At 66.8% G+C, this 13,759-nt stretch carries 17 protein-coding genes; 9 read left to right on the top strand and 8 right to left on the bottom strand.

Annotation, left to right across the window (positions count from 1 at the left end):
- Window positions 1-98: 98 nt before the first annotated feature.
- The 3 genes from AC1DJN_RS14960 to AC1DJN_RS14950 all read left to right on the top strand — a co-directional run bounded on the left by AC1DJN_RS14960 (window position 99) and on the right by AC1DJN_RS14950 (window position 3,243).
- The gene (locus tag AC1DJN_RS14960; protein WP_025878398.1) at window positions 99-509 is read left to right on the top strand and encodes a DoxX family protein; all 411 of its coding nucleotides are present in this window, start codon (window positions 99-101) and stop codon (window positions 507-509) included.
- Window positions 510-552: 43 nt separating this feature from the next.
- Window positions 553-1,362: a dioxygenase family protein gene (locus AC1DJN_RS14955; protein ID WP_442251696.1), complete on the top strand. Its 810-nt coding sequence runs from the start codon at window positions 553-555 to the stop codon at window positions 1,360-1,362.
- 237 nt (window positions 1,363-1,599) lie between these two features.
- Window positions 1,600-3,243, top strand: coding sequence for a Na+/H+ antiporter (locus AC1DJN_RS14950; RefSeq protein ID WP_025878400.1), 1,644 nt, complete (start codon window positions 1,600-1,602; stop codon window positions 3,241-3,243).
- Between the two features lie 78 nt (window positions 3,244-3,321).
- Here the strand turns inward: AC1DJN_RS14950 and AC1DJN_RS14945 are convergent, their stop codons facing one another.
- Entirely contained in the window at window positions 3,322-3,570 is a 249-nt protein-coding gene (locus AC1DJN_RS14945; protein WP_025878401.1) for a DUF3297 family protein, read from the bottom strand.
- Window positions 3,571-3,660: 90 nt separating this feature from the next.
- On the opposite strand from AC1DJN_RS14945, the gene AC1DJN_RS14940 reads away from it, so the two are divergent.
- Window positions 3,661-4,203 carry a DUF6630 family protein gene (locus AC1DJN_RS14940; RefSeq protein ID WP_032977058.1) on the top strand — a complete coding sequence of 181 codons (543 nt, stop codon included), beginning with the start codon at window positions 3,661-3,663 and terminating at the stop codon, window positions 4,201-4,203.
- A gap of 46 nt (window positions 4,204-4,249) precedes the next feature.
- Here the strand turns inward: AC1DJN_RS14940 and AC1DJN_RS14935 are convergent, their stop codons facing one another.
- The 5 genes from AC1DJN_RS14935 to msrB form a co-directional block, all read right to left on the bottom strand.
- The gene (locus AC1DJN_RS14935; RefSeq protein ID WP_025878403.1) at window positions 4,250-4,525 is read right to left on the bottom strand and encodes a DUF4031 domain-containing protein; all 276 of its coding nucleotides are present in this window, start codon (window positions 4,523-4,525) and stop codon (window positions 4,250-4,252) included.
- 13 nt (window positions 4,526-4,538) lie between these two features.
- Entirely contained in the window at window positions 4,539-5,048 is a 510-nt protein-coding gene (locus AC1DJN_RS14930; protein ID WP_032977057.1) for a hypothetical protein, read from the bottom strand.
- Window positions 5,049-5,182: 134 nt separating this feature from the next.
- Complete coding sequence (gene motB, locus AC1DJN_RS14925; protein WP_032977055.1) at window positions 5,183-6,157, bottom strand: flagellar motor protein MotB; 975 nt, start codon at window positions 6,155-6,157, stop codon at window positions 5,183-5,185.
- 3 nt (window positions 6,158-6,160) lie between these two features.
- Window positions 6,161-7,015 carry a flagellar motor stator protein MotA gene (gene motA, locus AC1DJN_RS14920; protein WP_012509934.1) on the bottom strand — a complete coding sequence of 285 codons (855 nt, stop codon included), beginning with the start codon at window positions 7,013-7,015 and terminating at the stop codon, window positions 6,161-6,163.
- A 101-nt stretch (window positions 7,016-7,116) separates the two neighbouring features.
- Window positions 7,117-7,584 carry a peptide-methionine (R)-S-oxide reductase MsrB gene (gene msrB / locus AC1DJN_RS14915; RefSeq protein WP_478039380.1) on the bottom strand — a complete coding sequence of 156 codons (468 nt, stop codon included), beginning with the start codon at window positions 7,582-7,584 and terminating at the stop codon, window positions 7,117-7,119.
- Between the two features lie 138 nt (window positions 7,585-7,722).
- Between msrB and AC1DJN_RS14910 the strand changes: the two genes are divergently transcribed.
- Window positions 7,723-8,097 (top strand): hypothetical protein, encoded by a 375-nt coding sequence (locus tag AC1DJN_RS14910; RefSeq protein ID WP_032977053.1) that lies wholly within the window; start codon window positions 7,723-7,725, stop codon window positions 8,095-8,097.
- 571 nt (window positions 8,098-8,668) lie between these two features.
- The gene (locus AC1DJN_RS14905) at window positions 8,669-8,821 is read left to right on the top strand and encodes a hypothetical protein (protein WP_025878408.1); all 153 of its coding nucleotides are present in this window, start codon (window positions 8,669-8,671) and stop codon (window positions 8,819-8,821) included.
- Window positions 8,822-8,879: 58 nt separating this feature from the next.
- Here AC1DJN_RS14905 and AC1DJN_RS14900 read toward each other — a convergent pair whose 3' ends face one another.
- Window positions 8,880-9,359, bottom strand: a complete 480-nt coding sequence (locus tag AC1DJN_RS14900; protein WP_442251695.1) for an AsnC family transcriptional regulator — start codon at window positions 9,357-9,359, stop codon at window positions 8,880-8,882.
- 149 nt (window positions 9,360-9,508) lie between these two features.
- Here AC1DJN_RS14900 and AC1DJN_RS14895 point away from each other — a divergent pair, with 149 nt between their 5' ends.
- Both AC1DJN_RS14895 and alr read left to right on the top strand, forming a co-directional pair.
- Window positions 9,509-10,813 carry a D-amino acid dehydrogenase gene (locus AC1DJN_RS14895; protein ID WP_282280035.1) on the top strand — a complete coding sequence of 435 codons (1,305 nt, stop codon included), beginning with the start codon at window positions 9,509-9,511 and terminating at the stop codon, window positions 10,811-10,813.
- Window positions 10,792-11,862 (top strand): alanine racemase, encoded by a 1,071-nt coding sequence (alr, locus tag AC1DJN_RS14890; RefSeq protein ID WP_282280036.1) that lies wholly within the window; start codon window positions 10,792-10,794, stop codon window positions 11,860-11,862. The genes AC1DJN_RS14895 and alr overlap by 22 nt, the downstream gene beginning before the upstream one ends.
- Before the next feature lie 296 nt (window positions 11,863-12,158).
- Here the strand turns inward: alr and AC1DJN_RS14885 are convergent, their stop codons facing one another.
- On the bottom strand, window positions 12,159-12,725 hold the full coding sequence (locus tag AC1DJN_RS14885) for a DUF3016 domain-containing protein (protein ID WP_025878412.1): 567 nt from the start codon (window positions 12,723-12,725) through the stop codon (window positions 12,159-12,161).
- 249 nt (window positions 12,726-12,974) lie between these two features.
- On the opposite strand from AC1DJN_RS14885, the gene AC1DJN_RS14880 reads away from it, so the two are divergent.
- Window positions 12,975-13,759: PAS domain-containing protein (locus AC1DJN_RS14880; RefSeq protein ID WP_478039379.1), on the top strand; the 785-nt coding region annotated here is incomplete at its 3' end.

Raw genomic sequence — 13,759 nt, 5'->3', positions numbered from 1 at the left:
CCATTGTTGCGCCTTATGAAATAAATACGGTCGATCAATCGTATTTATCGGCAATGGAGGGTGCAATAACCTGTGCCCTGTCCCTGCCGAGGTGCCCCATGAACGCTACCGCCGCCCCCCTGTCCCCGCTCGCCCCGTATGCCGCGACCCTGCTGCGGCTGGCCCTGGGCGTGTTGTTCCTGGTCCATGCGCTGACCAAACTGCTGGTGTTCACTCCGGCAGGTACCGCGGCCTTCTTCGAGTCGCTGGGCCTGCCCGGCGTGTTGGGCTACCTCACCATCGCCGTTGAACTGGCGATTTCCGCAGCGCTGCTGCTCGGCATCTACGCGCGCTGGATCGGCCTGCTCGGTGTGCCGCTGCTGCTGGGCACCATCGTGACGGTGCACGGCGCCAACGGTTTCAGCTTCGCCAATGCTGGCGGTGGCTGGGAATACCCGGCGTTCTGGGCGCTGGCCCTGGTCGTGCTGTTCCTGCTGGGCGATGGCCGCTGGACCCTGCGTTCGCGCTGAACGTCCCTTGGCCCGCTGTCTGTTCCTGTGATTGGAGAAGATCATGTCCCGCCTGCCTTCGCTGTACATCTCCCACGGCTCGCCGATGACCGCCCTGCATCCGGGGCAGGTCGGCGTGCGGCTGGCCGAGCTGGCCCGCGACCTGCCGCCCCCGCGTGCGATCATCATCGCCTCGGCGCATTGGCTGGCCCGGCAGCCGCTGGTCGGCAACCATCCGCAGCCGCCCACCCTCCACGATTTCGGCGGCTTCCCACGCGAACTGTTCGCGCTGCAGTACCCGGCGCCCGGTGATCCGGCGTTGGCTGAAGAGGTGGCGGGCCGCATCGCCGCCGCCGGCCTGCCGGTGGCACTCGATCCGCAACGTGGCCTCGACCACGGCGCGTGGGTGCCGCTGCGCCTGCTGCACCCGCAGGCCGACATCCCGGTGGTGCCGGTGTCGATCCAGCCGATGCTGGGCCCGCAGCATCAGTTCGCGCTGGGCCGTGCGCTGGCGCCGCTGCGCGAACAGGGCGTGCTGCTGATCGGTTCGGGCAGCATCACCCACAACCTGCACGACTGGGGCCACTACCAGGACGGCAAGCAAGCGCCCTACGTGCGCCCCTTCATCGACTGGGTGGAGCAGCGGCTGGCCGCCAATGACCGCGATGCCCTGTTCGACTACCGCCGGCAGGCACCGTTTGCCGAGCGTGCGCATCCCACCGATGAGCATCTGCTGCCGTTGTACTTTGCGATGGGTGCGGCGGGGGAGGGTGGCTTCGGTGCCAAGCGCATCGATGCGGGTGTCGATGCCGGCTTCCTGGCGATGGACCTCTACCGCTTCGATGGTGCCGACCGCGCTCAGGACGCGGCATGACCCCACCGCTGCTGCCAGGGCTGGAACGCCCTGCACAAGGACGCGTGCAGGGCCGGTTGGCAGTGGTGCATGACGACGTGCCAGCACGCCGGCCTGGATCGGGCGGCGCTTGCTGTCGCGGTCCTGACGCGCATTCAGATGGCTGGGCGCAGTGGCGGCCTGCTGTGTTAAGTTTTTTCCCGTCCCCCGGCGCACTCCGGTTTTTCCGGCCCCACGCGCCGCTCCTGTGGAAGAAGCATGCACACCATCGAAGTCGTCCTGGCGATGCTGGTGGCCGTTGTCGCCAGCGGTTACCTGGTTCGCGTCCTGCCATTCTCGTTGCCGTTGCCGCTGGTGCAGATCGGCCTCGGCGCGGTGATCGCCGGCGTATTCAACCGCGGCCATGCACTGGAACCGGAAGTGTTCTTCCTGCTGTTCCTGCCGCCGCTGCTGTTCCTCGATGGCTGGCGCATTCCCAAGCAGGGCCTGTTCCGCGACAAGGGCGCGATCCTCGAACTGGCGTTCGGGCTGGTGGTGTTCACCGTGATCGGCGCGGGCCTGCTGATCCACTGGATGATTCCGGTGATGCCACTGGCGGTGTGTTTCGCGCTGGCCGCGATCGTGTCACCGACCGACCCGGTGGCGGTCGGCGCGATCGCTGCCAAGGCACCGATTCCCAAGCGCCTGATGCACATCCTGGAAGGCGAGTCACTGCTCAACGATGCCTCCGGCCTGGTCTGCTTCCGCTTCGCGGTGGCGGCGGTGATGACCGGTACCTTCTCGTTGGCGACCGCCTCGCTGACCTTCGTGTGGGTGGCAGTAGCCGGCCTGGCCGTCGGCGTGGCGGTCACCCTGGGCGTGTCCACGTTCCAGCGCTGGCTGTGGCGCCGTTTCGGCGAAGAGCCGGGCGCGGCGATGCTGGTCAACCTGCTGATCCCGTTCGCGGCGTACCTGCTGGCCGAAGAGATCAATGCTTCGGGCATCCTTGCTGCGGTCGCAGCGGGTATTTCGATGAGCTACGTGGAAATGACCGGCCGTGTCTCCGGCAGCATGCGCGTGCAGCGTGCCGGCGTATGGAACATGCTGCAGTTCAGCTTCAACGGCATCATGTTCGTGCTGCTGGGCGAGCAGCTGCCGGGCATCGTCGAACGCGCCACCACCACCATGAACGAGAGCGGCCACCAGAGCGCATGGTGGCTGCTGGTGTACGTGCTGGTGATCAACGCGACGTTGATCGCGCTGCGCCTGCTGTGGGTGTGGCTGTCGCTGCGCTGGAACCTGCTGCGTGCGCGTCGCCGCGGCCTGGAGCGTGGCGAGGCACCGAACTGGCGCATCGTGGTGGCCACCTCGGTGGCGGGCGTGCGTGGTGCGATCACCCTGGCCGGCGTGCTGACGCTGCCATTGTTCCTGCCCGATGGCAGCCCGTTCCCGGCACGCGACCTGGTGATCTTCCTGGCTGCTGCGGTGATCCTGTGCTCGCTGGTCGGCGCCAGCGTGGCGCTGCCGCAGCTGTTGAAGGGCCTGCAGCTGCCGGCCGATTCGGGTGAGCGCAAGGAAGAGGATCTCGCCCGCAAGCTGTCCTCGAAGGCCGCGTTGGCGGGCGTGGAGCGCATGCGCCAGCAGCTGGTGCTGAACCAGAACACCGAGAACGTGCAGCTGTACAACGACGCCGCATCGCGGGTGAGCCTGCTGTATCAGCGGCATCTGGACCGCGACAACCCGGACGTGGACCCGGAAAAGGTGAACCGGATGGAGATGGGCTATCGCCAGCTGCGCAGCGCCGGGCTGAATGCCGAACGCGAGGAACTGTTCCGGCTGACCCGCCGCGGCGTGGTGTCGGACGAGATCGCACGGCGGCTGATCCGCAACCTCGACCTGCTGGAATCGCGCAAGCGCGAATAATCGTGAAGCAGCAGCGCCGGATCAGCCCGGCGGCGGCTGCCGGTGGGTGCGGACCTTGGTCCGCACACCTTTCAGCCCTTACTCCGGCTTCTGTTCCAGGAAATACGCCTCGACCTTGCCCTTGACCTTGATGGTCATCGGGTTGCCGCGACGGTCACGGGCCTTGCCGGCCTGCACGCGGATCCAGCCTTCGCTGACCGAGTATTCCTCGACGTTGTCGCGCTCGACATCGTTGAAGCGCACGCCGACGCCGCGCTCCAGGGCCTGCGCATCGTGGAAGGGGCTGGCCGGGTTGATCGCCAGGTGGTCGGGAGGGGTATCGCTCATCGCTTCATTCACAGTGACGGCCACCACGGCCGGCTTCAGCGGTACAGGATAAACCGTAGAATGCCCCCCTGCTCCCGAGGACGTTCCGCCATGCCTGACAACAGCGACTATTTCGACTTCGAGGAAGACGCCCACGATTTCGACGAGGACGACTTCGAGGCGCGGGTCTGGAACCTGCTCGTGCTGATCAACCCCGGTGACGAAGAGCTGGCCCTGCAGCAGTTCAACCGCTGGCGCGAGCATCTGTCCGAGGACGGCCAGCCGCTGGAAGCCGACAGCGACTGGCTGCCGGCGCTGTTCACGGCCATCGCCTGGCAGTCGGGCTTCGAGGTCGAGCGTGATGATTTCGATTCGCTGCAGTCGGCGGTGAACGAGCTGTCGGCGCGCTTCAACCTGCAGCTGGACTGGGGTGGCGACCTGGACGACGAGGATTTCGCCGCGGGCCTGGATGGGGTGCAGCTGATGAGCACCGCCTTCGACCGCCTGCGCGAGCACAACTACACGCTGTGGAGCGTGGATGCCGGCAACGACGGCTTCAGTGGCTGGATGGCGCTGACCCGCGATGACGACGCCCTGCTGGCGCTGTGCTCGCTGCTGAACGTGGAAGTGCGCCTGGGCAGCGACCCGTTCTGAGATTCACCGGTAGCGCCGGGCGCGGCCCGGTGCCACCTGTACCAGCCTAGGGCTGGTACTGCGCCCTGGCGTTGGCGATCACCGCCTTCACCTGCGCCCGGTCCACATGCCGGGAAATGGCGACCGCACCCAGCGCGAGTGCCTGCGCACGCAGCTCGGCGGTGACATCGTAATGCGCCCCGCTGGCCTTGTTCTGGAAGGCCCGTGGAGGAATGCCGAGCTGCGCCGCCATTGCGTGCAGCTCGGCCAGGGTATCGGCCATCAGGTGCGCCCAGCGCTGACCGCGCCAGGGATGCACCGCGTCATCGACGTAGACCGACACCGCCGCCGCCGGATCAGGCCTGCGGCTTGCCGTCGGCGTCGGCGGCCGGAGTGGCCTCGGCGTCGGCAGCGCCTTCGGCGCCGGCAGTGTCTGCAGCCGCTTCATCGGACGCTTCGCCTTCAGCGGCTGCATCTTCAGCCTGCTCGCTGGCGAACTCGGCCACCAGCTTGTCCAGGTATTCCTCGGCGGTCTGGCCCGCTTCTTCGGCCAGGGTGTCGAGCAGCTTCTGCATCAGCTCGGAATATTCCAGGGTGACCTTGCGGCCTTCGGCTTCCTGCACGTTGGACAGGTGCTTGAGCATGGCCAGCATCGGCACCGGGTTGTCGGCGTTGCCCATGGTCTGGCCGCCGATGGCCAGCAGCCACTCGCGGCCCTGCAGGCCGATGGCGGCCACGGCCTGGCCGTCTTCGTTGACCAGCACGGCATGGTTCTGCACCTGCTGCTGGGCGTTCAGACGGAGGAACGGACGCTTGGTCTGCTGCTTCTTGCGCTTGTCGCGCTTGGCCTTGGACAACTTGGACATGGGGGTGTGATCACCTGGAGTCGGAAAGACCGCCATTGTACTGGGTGCCGCGCTGCGCGCTCGCCGGGCATGGCCCGGCGCTACCCTGGTGCGTCCGGATGCGGTAGCGCCGGGCCATGCCCGGCGAAGACGGGTCAGAGGGCAGCGCCCTTTCCTGCGGAACGGGATCCGACCCCGGCCTCACCCTGCGCGGCCTGCACGTCCGGGTCCAGGGTGGTTGCCGACAGGCCTACCTGCGGCCCGGCGCCGGCCAGCGCAGCTTCCTCGGCGGCCTTGGTCATCACCACGATGCTGATGCGGCGGTTGATCGGGTTCTGCGGATCGGCCTTGTCAAACAGCACCGACGAAGACAAGCCGACCACGCGGGTGATCTTGCTGTCTTCCAGGCCGCCATCGATCAGCGCGCGGCGCGCGGCATTGGCACGGTCGGCRCTCAGTTCCCAGTTGCCGTAACCGCGCGCGGCCGAATAGGCGGTGATGTCGGTGTGGCCGGTCAGGCTGATCCGGTTCGGCACGTGGTTCAGGTACTCGGCCAGCTCATGCAGGATCTGCTGTGTGTACGGCTTCAGGGTGGCGCTGCCGAGGTCGAACATCGGCCGGTTCTGCTTGTCCACGATCTGGATGCGCAGGCCTTCCGGGGTCAGGTCCAGCAGCAGCTGGTCCTTGAACGGTTCCAGCGCCTGGCTGCGGCTGATCGCTTCCTGCAGTTCCTTCATCAGCGCTTCCAACTGCTGCTTGTCGCGCTGCTGCTCGTCCACCGGCTGCGGTATCGACTTCTGCTGGTTCTGGAAGGGATCGTTGCTGTTGCCGCGCGAAACATCGGTGGCGCCGCCGAGCTTGATCATCGAGGTGCTGGCACCGCCCGGCCCGGCCATGCCCGGCGCCGGCGTCGCGCTGGAGCCGACCAGCGGGCTGGGGTTGCGGAAGTACTCGGAAATGGCCGCGCGCTCGGGCTTGCTGGTGCTGGCCATCAGCCACAGCACCAGGAAGAAGGCCATCATCGCGGTCACGAAGTCGGCATAGGCCACCTTCCACGAACCGCCATGGTGGGCGGCGTGGCCGGCCTTCTTGACCCGGCGGACGATGACGGTGGGCTTGGTCTCGGCCATGGCTTACTTGACCGTCTTCAGGTGCTGCTCGAAGTCGGAGAACGCCGGGCGCACGTTCGACGGCAGCGTCTTGCGGGCGAACTCCAGCGCGATCTTCGGGTTGTAGCCGCGCAGGCAGGCCAGCAGGGCGGTCTTCACCGACTCGTAGATGCGGCTGTCCTGCTCGGCACGGGCTTCCATCGCCGAGGCCATCGGGCCGACGAAGCCATAGCCCAGCAGGATGCCGAGGAAGGTGCCGACCAGCGCGCCGGCCACGTGGCCACCCACTTCGACGATGTCGCCGCCGATCGAGCCCATGGTGATGACGATGCCCAGCACTGCCGCCACGATGCCGAAACCGGGCAGGCCGTCGGCGACCTTGGTCAGCACCTGCGACGGCGCCATCGCTTCGGCGTGGTGCTTTTCCAGCTCCAGCTCCAGCAGTGGCTCCAGCTCATGCGGCTCGATGTTGCTGCCGATCATCAGGCGCAGGCAGTCAGTGATGAAGTCGATCAGGTGGTGGTCGGCCTGCACCTTCGGGTAGTTGCCGAACAGCGCGCTTTCGGCCGGGCGCTCGACGTGGTCTTCCAGCGCCATGAAGCCTTCACGGCGGGCCTTGTTGAGCAGTTCGTAGACCAGGCTGAGGACGTCGATGTAGTCCTGCTGCTTGTAGCGCGGGCCCTTGAACACGCCGACCATGGCCTGCAGCGTCTGCTTGACCGTCTTGGCCGGGGTGCCGACCAGGAACGCACCCAGCGCGGCACCGCCGATGATGACCAGTTCGTAGGGCTGCCACAGCGCCCCAAGGCGGCCGTGTGCGCCGAGGTAGCCGCCCAGCACGCTGATGATGACGACCAGGAATCCAACGATGATGAGCATGGCGCGACGCAAGGAGGGGGGATATCTCCTTGTCGGCCTGACACCGGTGTTTCTGAAGAGGGAATTCTGTGAAGTCGGTCAGCGGGGCATTGCGGCGCGTGTCAGCCCGCCACACCGGCCTCTGCGCCGCCACGCTGCAGCGGATCGGGCCACGGCTCGCCGTTGCCGGTGAATGAAAGTGAGACCGAGTTCAGGCAGTGGCGCTCGTAGGTGGGCGGCGGACCGTCCGGGAACACGTGGCCCAGATGGCTGYCACAGCGGGCRCAGGTGATCTCGGTGCGAACCATGCCATGGCTGGTGTCGCGGATCTCGCGCACGTGCGACGGGTCGAACGGGGCGAAGAAACTGGGCCAGCCGGTGCCCGAATCGAACTTGGTGCTGGAGCGGAACAAGGGCAGGGCGCACAGGCGGCAGCAGTAGACGCCCTCGCGCTTGTTGTCGAGGAATACCCCGCAGAACGGCGCCTCGGTGCCGTGCTGCAGCAGCACGCGGCGCTCCTCGGCGCTGAGCCCGGCAACCAGGGCGTCGGTCTGCGTGGCGGTGGGGGGCGTCAGATCGAAAGCGCTCATGCCGGCTCTCCGTGGGGTTGTGGCCTGGGATGCCAGCAGACGTGGGGGTGTCGGCACACGCTTGCAAGTGTGATGGCCGTTCATGGCCGGCACACAGGGGCAGGCGCAGGGTAAGGGTGGCCCACCCTGGAGCGCGCGATGAAACCCCGCCTAGTCCTGTTGTTGTCGGCCCTGTTGCCTCTGCTTGCCCAGGCGCAGGTTCCCACCGGCAGTCCGACCGCCACCCGCAGCAGCGCGACGGTGGCACCGCCGCCTGTCGCCCCGCCACCGCAGGCGTCGCGCCCGCAGCCGCAGGTGCTGCCCTCGCCGCAGCCGGCACAGCCGATCCGATCGACCGGCCCGGCCCAGGTGACCCCCACGCCCGCGCCGGCGCTGCCGGACAAGGTCTACGACCGCAACGGCCGCATCGTTCCCGGCGTCAAACCGGTCGGCCCCAACCGCGTGTTCGACTCGCGCACCGGCCGCTACTACGACAGCGTACCGACCGGCGACGGCCAGCAGATCAAGCGCTGACCCCAGCGCCCGCAACCAATCGCGCAACCCAAAGAGCGCGCAGCGACCCGCTGTCGCTCTTTTTCTTTTTCTTTTTCCGTGGCTGGCGCCCGCATGAACCTGTCCAAGGCCGGGCGGGTGGGCTGTGCAGGGGCGCAAGCGCCATGGGCCCGAGGCATGCCTCGGGCGGATTGGGCAGGACGCCCAACCCCGGTCTTGCCGTGTGCGCAGGACAGCGCACACGAGCAAGGCGCGCCGAGCCTACAGGGGTGAGGGCGCTTTGCTTGCGAAGCACTGCTTCGCAAGCGCCCGAACGCACAGCCGCTAGCGGCTGGGCCGGTCTGGGGATTCACGGCGTCCCCTGCACAGCCCACCCACCCGGCCTCACCCGCAATGCTGGAAGCATGCGCAGCCACGAGGGGCTCAGCCGTTGGCAGGAAACCCGCCACCTACATGAACGCCGGAAAACAGCCCCCGCCCTGTACACCCCGCATCACCCGTTTTTCGCCTGCGATTAACCGCACCAGGACCACGGTGGACCTGCGCCGGCATCCCTGTCGTCGCGCTTCCCTCGTCCCCTTGGAATACGATCATGGCCAACCAGCAGAACCGTCATCCCGGCAAGGAACAGCAGGGCAAAACACCGCAGGAACAGCAACGCCAGCAGCAACAGCAACAGCAGCCGAACGAGCAGCAGAAGAAGAATCCGCAACAAGGTTCCATGAAGAACCCGCAGCAGCGCTGATGCAGCCAGGGGACMAGAGCCCGCGTTGCGGGGTCTGGTCCCGCTGCCGCCGGTCGGTTCAATCCGGAATCGGCAGCGCCCAGGTCTCCTTGACCTCTTCCATCACGATGTAGCTCTTCGACTCACGCACATGTGGCAGGGTCAGCAGGGTGCTGCCGAGCAGCTTGCGATAGGACGCCATCTCGCTGATCCGTGCCTTCAGCAGGTAATCGAAATCGCCCGACACCAGATGGCATTCCAGCACGTTGGGCAGCTTCAGCGCCGAACGCCGGAATTCCTCGAAGATGTCGCTGGATTTGTAGGCCAGGCTGATCTCCACGAACACCAGCAGGCTCGCTTTCAGCGCGCTGGGGTCCAGGTGCGCGTGGTAGCCGGTGATCACCGCTTCGCGCTCCAGCCGGCGCACACGCTCGGTGCACGGGGTGGTCGACAGGCCGACCCGTTCGCCCAGCTCGGTGAAGGAAATGCGGCCTTCGGCCTGCAGGATGCGCAGGATCTTGCGGTCGATCTTGTCCAGCTCGCGGGGACGGGTGGCCATGGGCGTCAAGCTCGGGGAATGAATCACAGGGAAATATCCTGACTGCATTGCTGAAATCAGGCAAATCATCTGGATACGGAAGAATATACTTCCCCGATTATGGCCCCTGCGCACGCAAATGCAGGGAATGATCGGGTTGGAGAATTCCCATGCGAGTCCTAGTCCTCGGCAGCGGCGTGATCGGCACCACCAGTGCCTGGTACCTGCGACAGGCCGGGTTTGAAGTCACGGTCGTCGACCGCCAGCCCGGTCCCGCGCTGGAAACCAGCTTCGCCAATGCCGGCCAGCTGTCATTCGGCTACACCTCGCCGTGGGCTGCCCCGGGCGTGCCGAAGAAGGCCATCGGCTGGCTGTTCGAAAAGCACGCACCGCTGGCGATCAAGCCGGGCATGGACCTGGCCCAGTACCGCTGGCTGTGGCAGATGCTGCGCAACTGCACCCACGAGCGCTACGCGATCAACAAGGCGCGCATGGTGCGCATGTCCGAGTACAGCCGCGACTGCCTGAATGAGCTGCGTGCGCAGACCGGTATCGATTTCGAAGGGCGCGACCTGGGCACCACCCAGCTGTTCCGCACCCAGCAGCAGCTGGATGCATCGGCGCAGGACATCGAGATCCTGGCCCAGTACGGTGTGCCGTACGAAGTGCTGGATCGCGCCGGCATCATCAAGGCCGAGCCTGCGCTGGCCCACGTCGATGGCCTGGTGGGTGCGCTGCGCCTGCCGCGCGACCAGACCGGCGATTGCCAGCTGTTCACCCGCCGCCTGGCGCAGATGGCGGCCGAAGCGGGGGTCGAGTTCCGTTACGACCAGGACATCACCGGCGTGGAATCCGACGGCGACCGCATCACCGGCGTGCGCATTGGCGGCAAGCTGGAAACCGCGGACCGCTTCGTGGTCGCACTGGGCAGCTATTCGCCGGGACTGGTCGCGCCGCTGGGCATGCGCCTGCCGGTGTATCCGCTGAAGGGCTATTCGCTGACCCTGCCGATCACCGACCCGGCGATGGCGCCCACCTCGACCATCCTCGATGAGAGCTACAAGGTGGCGGTGACCCGCTTCGACAACCGCATCCGCGTCGGTGGCATGGCCGAGGTGGCCGGTTTCGACCTGTCGCTGTCGCCGCGCCGCCGCGAGACGCTGGAGCTGGTGGTGCGCGACCTGTACCCGAAGGGCGGTGACCTGGCCAAGGCCGAGTTCTGGACCGGCCTGCGCCCGGCCACGCCGGATGGCACGCCGGTGATCGGCGCCACGCCGTTCCGCAACCTGTTCCTCAACACCGGCCACGGCACGCTGGGTTGGACCATGGCCTGCGGCTCGGGCCGCTACCTGGCCGACCTGATGAGCGCGCGCCAGCCGCAGATCAGCACCGAAGGCCTGGATATCTTCCGCTACGGCCAGTATCGCCACGCCCCGCAACATGAGAACCGCACATGCGTCCTGCCCGCGCGCTGATCGACCTGGGCGCACTGCGCAGCAACTATCGCCTGGCCCGTGAACTGGGCGGTGGCAAGGCGCTGGCGATCCTCAAGGCCGATGCCTATGGCCACGGTGCGGTGCGTTGTGCGCAGGCACTGGAAGGCGAGGCCGACGGCTTTGGCATGGCCACCATCGAAGAAGCGCTGGAGCTGCGCCAGGCCGGCATCCGTGCGCCGATCCTGCTGCTGGAAGGCATCTTCGAGCCCAGCGAAATGGCGCTGGTGGCCGAGCATGACCTGTGGTTCTCGGTCGGTTCGCCGTGGCAGCTGGAAGCGCTGGTCGCGTTCGACAGCCCGCGGCCGCTGACGGTGTGGCTGAAGCTGGACAGCGGCATGCACCGGCTGGGCCTGGACGTTCCCGGATTCCGCGCCGCGCACGCGCGTTTGTCTGCACTGCCGCAGGTGGCGCGCATCGTGATGATGACCCACCTGGCACGCGCCGATGAACTGGACAGCGAGCGTACCCGAGAGCAGGCCGCGACCTTCGTCGAGGCCATCGATGGTCTTGAAGGCGAGACCAGCATCTGCAACTCGCCGGCGCTGCTGGGCTGGCCGGACGTGCGCAGTGACTGGGTGCGCCCGGGCCTGATGCTGTACGGCGCCAATCCGCTGCCGGACAACAGTGAACTCACCGCGCGCCTGCGCCCGGTGATGACGATGCAGTCCAAGGTGTTCGCCGAGCGCTGGATCGAAGCCGGCGAGCCGGTCGGCTACGGTGCGCGCTTCGTGGCCAAGGCGCGCACACGCGTGGGCGTGGTCGCACTGGGCTATGCCGACGGTTATCCGCAGTTCGCCCCCAATGGCACGCCGGTGCTGATCGATGGCCAACCCGGTGGGCTGATCGGCCGCGTGTCGATGGACATGCTGACCGTGGACCTGACCGCGCATGCGCAGGCCGGTGTCGGCAGCGTGGTGGAACTGTGGGGTACGGCGCCGACCCTGTCCGAGCTGGCGCCGCGCTGCGGTGTCAGTGCCTACCAGCTGCCGTGCGGCGTCAAGCGCGTGGCACGCGTCTACCAGGACTGACCGGCTCTGGTAGCTGCCGACCTTGGTCGGCGCTGTGAATGCGTGTCGACCAAGGTCGACACCTACCGGATCGGATCAGCGCTGCACACGGCTCTGGTAGCTGCCGACCTTGGTCGGCGCTGTGGCTGCGTGTCGACCAAGGTCGACACCTACCGGATCGGATCAGCGCTGCGCACGGCTCTGGTAGCTGCCGACCTTGGTCGGCGCTGTGAATGCGTGTCGACCAAGGTCAACACCTACCGGATCGGATCAAACCCTGGTCGGCGCTGTGGCTGCGTGTCGACCAAGGTCGACACCTACCGGGCAGCGGTAACGCGTGAGGTCAGCTGGCGCTTCACCCAGTCATCGATCAGGCGCTTTTCATAGCGCAGCGGATCGGTATCGCTCTTCAGGCCGATGTTGTGCAGGTAGCCGCTGTCGCTCAGGCGGGCGTCGCCTTCATCGATGATGCGCCCGCTGGCGTCCTTCAGCGTGTACTGCAGGGTGATCCGCGGTGGGTAGATGTCGCGCATGATCCGGATGTCGCGGCCACGCGGGCCGTGCCAGGGCTCGTAGTCGCCTGCGCGCTTGACGTCCACCAGGGTTACCTCCAGCGTCTGCCCGGCCTGCAGGGGCTTGGCGGCGCTGGTCTGCACGTAGCGTGCCAGCTGCTGCACCCAGTCCCCGCGTTCGGCCTCGAAGCGGTTGGTGCTCTGGCGGATCTCGGTGAACTTGGCCGGATCATTCCACTGCACGCTGACCGGGCCGTCGGCCTGTAGTGCGCGCGGCGCATCGGGCGCGGTTACCGTCCGCGGCGCGGCGGCCACGCTGCCCACGGCAAGCATGCCGGCCAGCAGCAGGGCGGTTGAAAGCGAACCTTTCATGGCGGTCTCCTGCGTCCCCGAAGCGGGGAGGATGATGATGATCTCGGATCGAGTGTGATCCCGCCGCGCGGCCGCAGCAATGGCCAGTAGCGTCAAATGCGTCAACAGTTGCCGCCAATTCATGGTCGTCAACCGTGACTGACGGCGCTTGACGCTGTGAATACGCACTCTGGAAGATGCTGTACCTCCATCCGGTCTTTTCCTCCCACGCCCTTGTCCACACTGCCGCCCCTCGTGGAGCGCTCACCCTTGATGGTGCCGACGCCCGAAACCGACCTGCACCATGGCGTGCTTGAGCGCATCCACGCAGGTTTCTGTGTGATCCAGGTGCTGTTCGATGGCGACGAGGCGATCGACTACCGCTTCCTCGAGGTCAACGATGCCTTCGAGCGCCATACCGGGCTGAAGGATGCCTGTGGCAAGCGCATGAGCACGCTGGAGCCCCATCACGAAGGTGACTGGTTCCGGATCTACGGCGAAGTGGCGCGGACCGGGCGACCGGCCCAGTTCGAAATGGATGCCCGTGCCCTGGGGCGCACGTTCGCCGTGGATGCCGTTCGGGTTGGCCAGCCGGGCGAGGACAAGGTCGGCATCCTGTTCTTCGACGTGACCGCGCGCAAGCAGATGGAAGTGGAACTGGGCGAGAGCGAGGCCCGTTTCAGTGCGTTGGCCGATGGTCTGCCGATGCCGGTGTGGGTACTGGACGAGCGCGGCCACGCCCGCTTCGTCAACAGTGCCTTCAGCGAGTTCTTCGGCGGCGACGAGAACCGGGTGCCCGAAGATGTCTGGCGCGGCCTGGTGCATCCCGACGATGCGTCGGTATTTGAATACGAACTGCAGGAAGCACTGAAGGCGCAGCGTTCGATGCATGCGTTGGTGCGTGCGCGTCGTGCCGATGGGCAGTGGCGCTGGCTGGAAATGAACGCACGTCCGCGCTTCTCGCGGATGGGCCGTTTCATCGGCCTGGCCGGCAGCAGCCCGGATGTCACCGAGCGCCGCGAGATCGAACTGGCGCGCGAGGAACTGCTGCAGTC

It is taken from the genome of Stenotrophomonas sp. 05L414_2, assembly GCF_056397905.1.
The sequence above is the reverse complement of the archived record's forward strand: the minus strand, read 5'-3'. Positions and strand labels throughout refer to the sequence as shown.

What these genes read in the sequence shown, in the direction of transcription:
- AC1DJN_RS14900 (WP_442251695.1), bottom strand. Translation starts at nt 9,359, where the DNA reads ATGGCCACCCGTCCCCGCGAGCTGGACAAGATCGACCGCAAGATCCTG.
- AC1DJN_RS14895 (WP_282280035.1), top strand. Translation starts at nt 9,509, where the DNA reads ATGCGAGTCCTAGTCCTCGGCAGCGGCGTGATCGGCACCACCAGTGCC.
- motA (WP_012509934.1), bottom strand. Translation starts at nt 7,015, where the DNA reads ATGCTCATCATCGTTGGATTCCTGGTCGTCATCATCAGCGTGCTGGGC.
- AC1DJN_RS14930 (WP_032977057.1), bottom strand. Translation starts at nt 5,048, where the DNA reads ATGTCCAAGTTGTCCAAGGCCAAGCGCGACAAGCGCAAGAAGCAGCAG.
- AC1DJN_RS14940 (WP_032977058.1), top strand. Translation starts at nt 3,661, where the DNA reads ATGCCTGACAACAGCGACTATTTCGACTTCGAGGAAGACGCCCACGAT.
- alr (WP_282280036.1), top strand. Translation starts at nt 10,792, where the DNA reads ATGCGTCCTGCCCGCGCGCTGATCGACCTGGGCGCACTGCGCAGCAAC.
- AC1DJN_RS14905 (WP_025878408.1), top strand. Translation starts at nt 8,669, where the DNA reads ATGGCCAACCAGCAGAACCGTCATCCCGGCAAGGAACAGCAGGGCAAA.
- AC1DJN_RS14885 (WP_025878412.1), bottom strand. Translation starts at nt 12,725, where the DNA reads ATGAAAGGTTCGCTTTCAACCGCCCTGCTGCTGGCCGGCATGCTTGCC.
- AC1DJN_RS14945 (WP_025878401.1), bottom strand. Translation starts at nt 3,570, where the DNA reads ATGAGCGATACCCCTCCCGACCACCTGGCGATCAACCCGGCCAGCCCC.
- AC1DJN_RS14955 (WP_442251696.1), top strand. Translation starts at nt 553, where the DNA reads ATGTCCCGCCTGCCTTCGCTGTACATCTCCCACGGCTCGCCGATGACC.
- AC1DJN_RS14960 (WP_025878398.1), top strand. Translation starts at nt 99, where the DNA reads ATGAACGCTACCGCCGCCCCCCTGTCCCCGCTCGCCCCGTATGCCGCG.
- AC1DJN_RS14910 (WP_032977053.1), top strand. Translation starts at nt 7,723, where the DNA reads ATGAAACCCCGCCTAGTCCTGTTGTTGTCGGCCCTGTTGCCTCTGCTT.
- AC1DJN_RS14950 (WP_025878400.1), top strand. Translation starts at nt 1,600, where the DNA reads ATGCACACCATCGAAGTCGTCCTGGCGATGCTGGTGGCCGTTGTCGCC.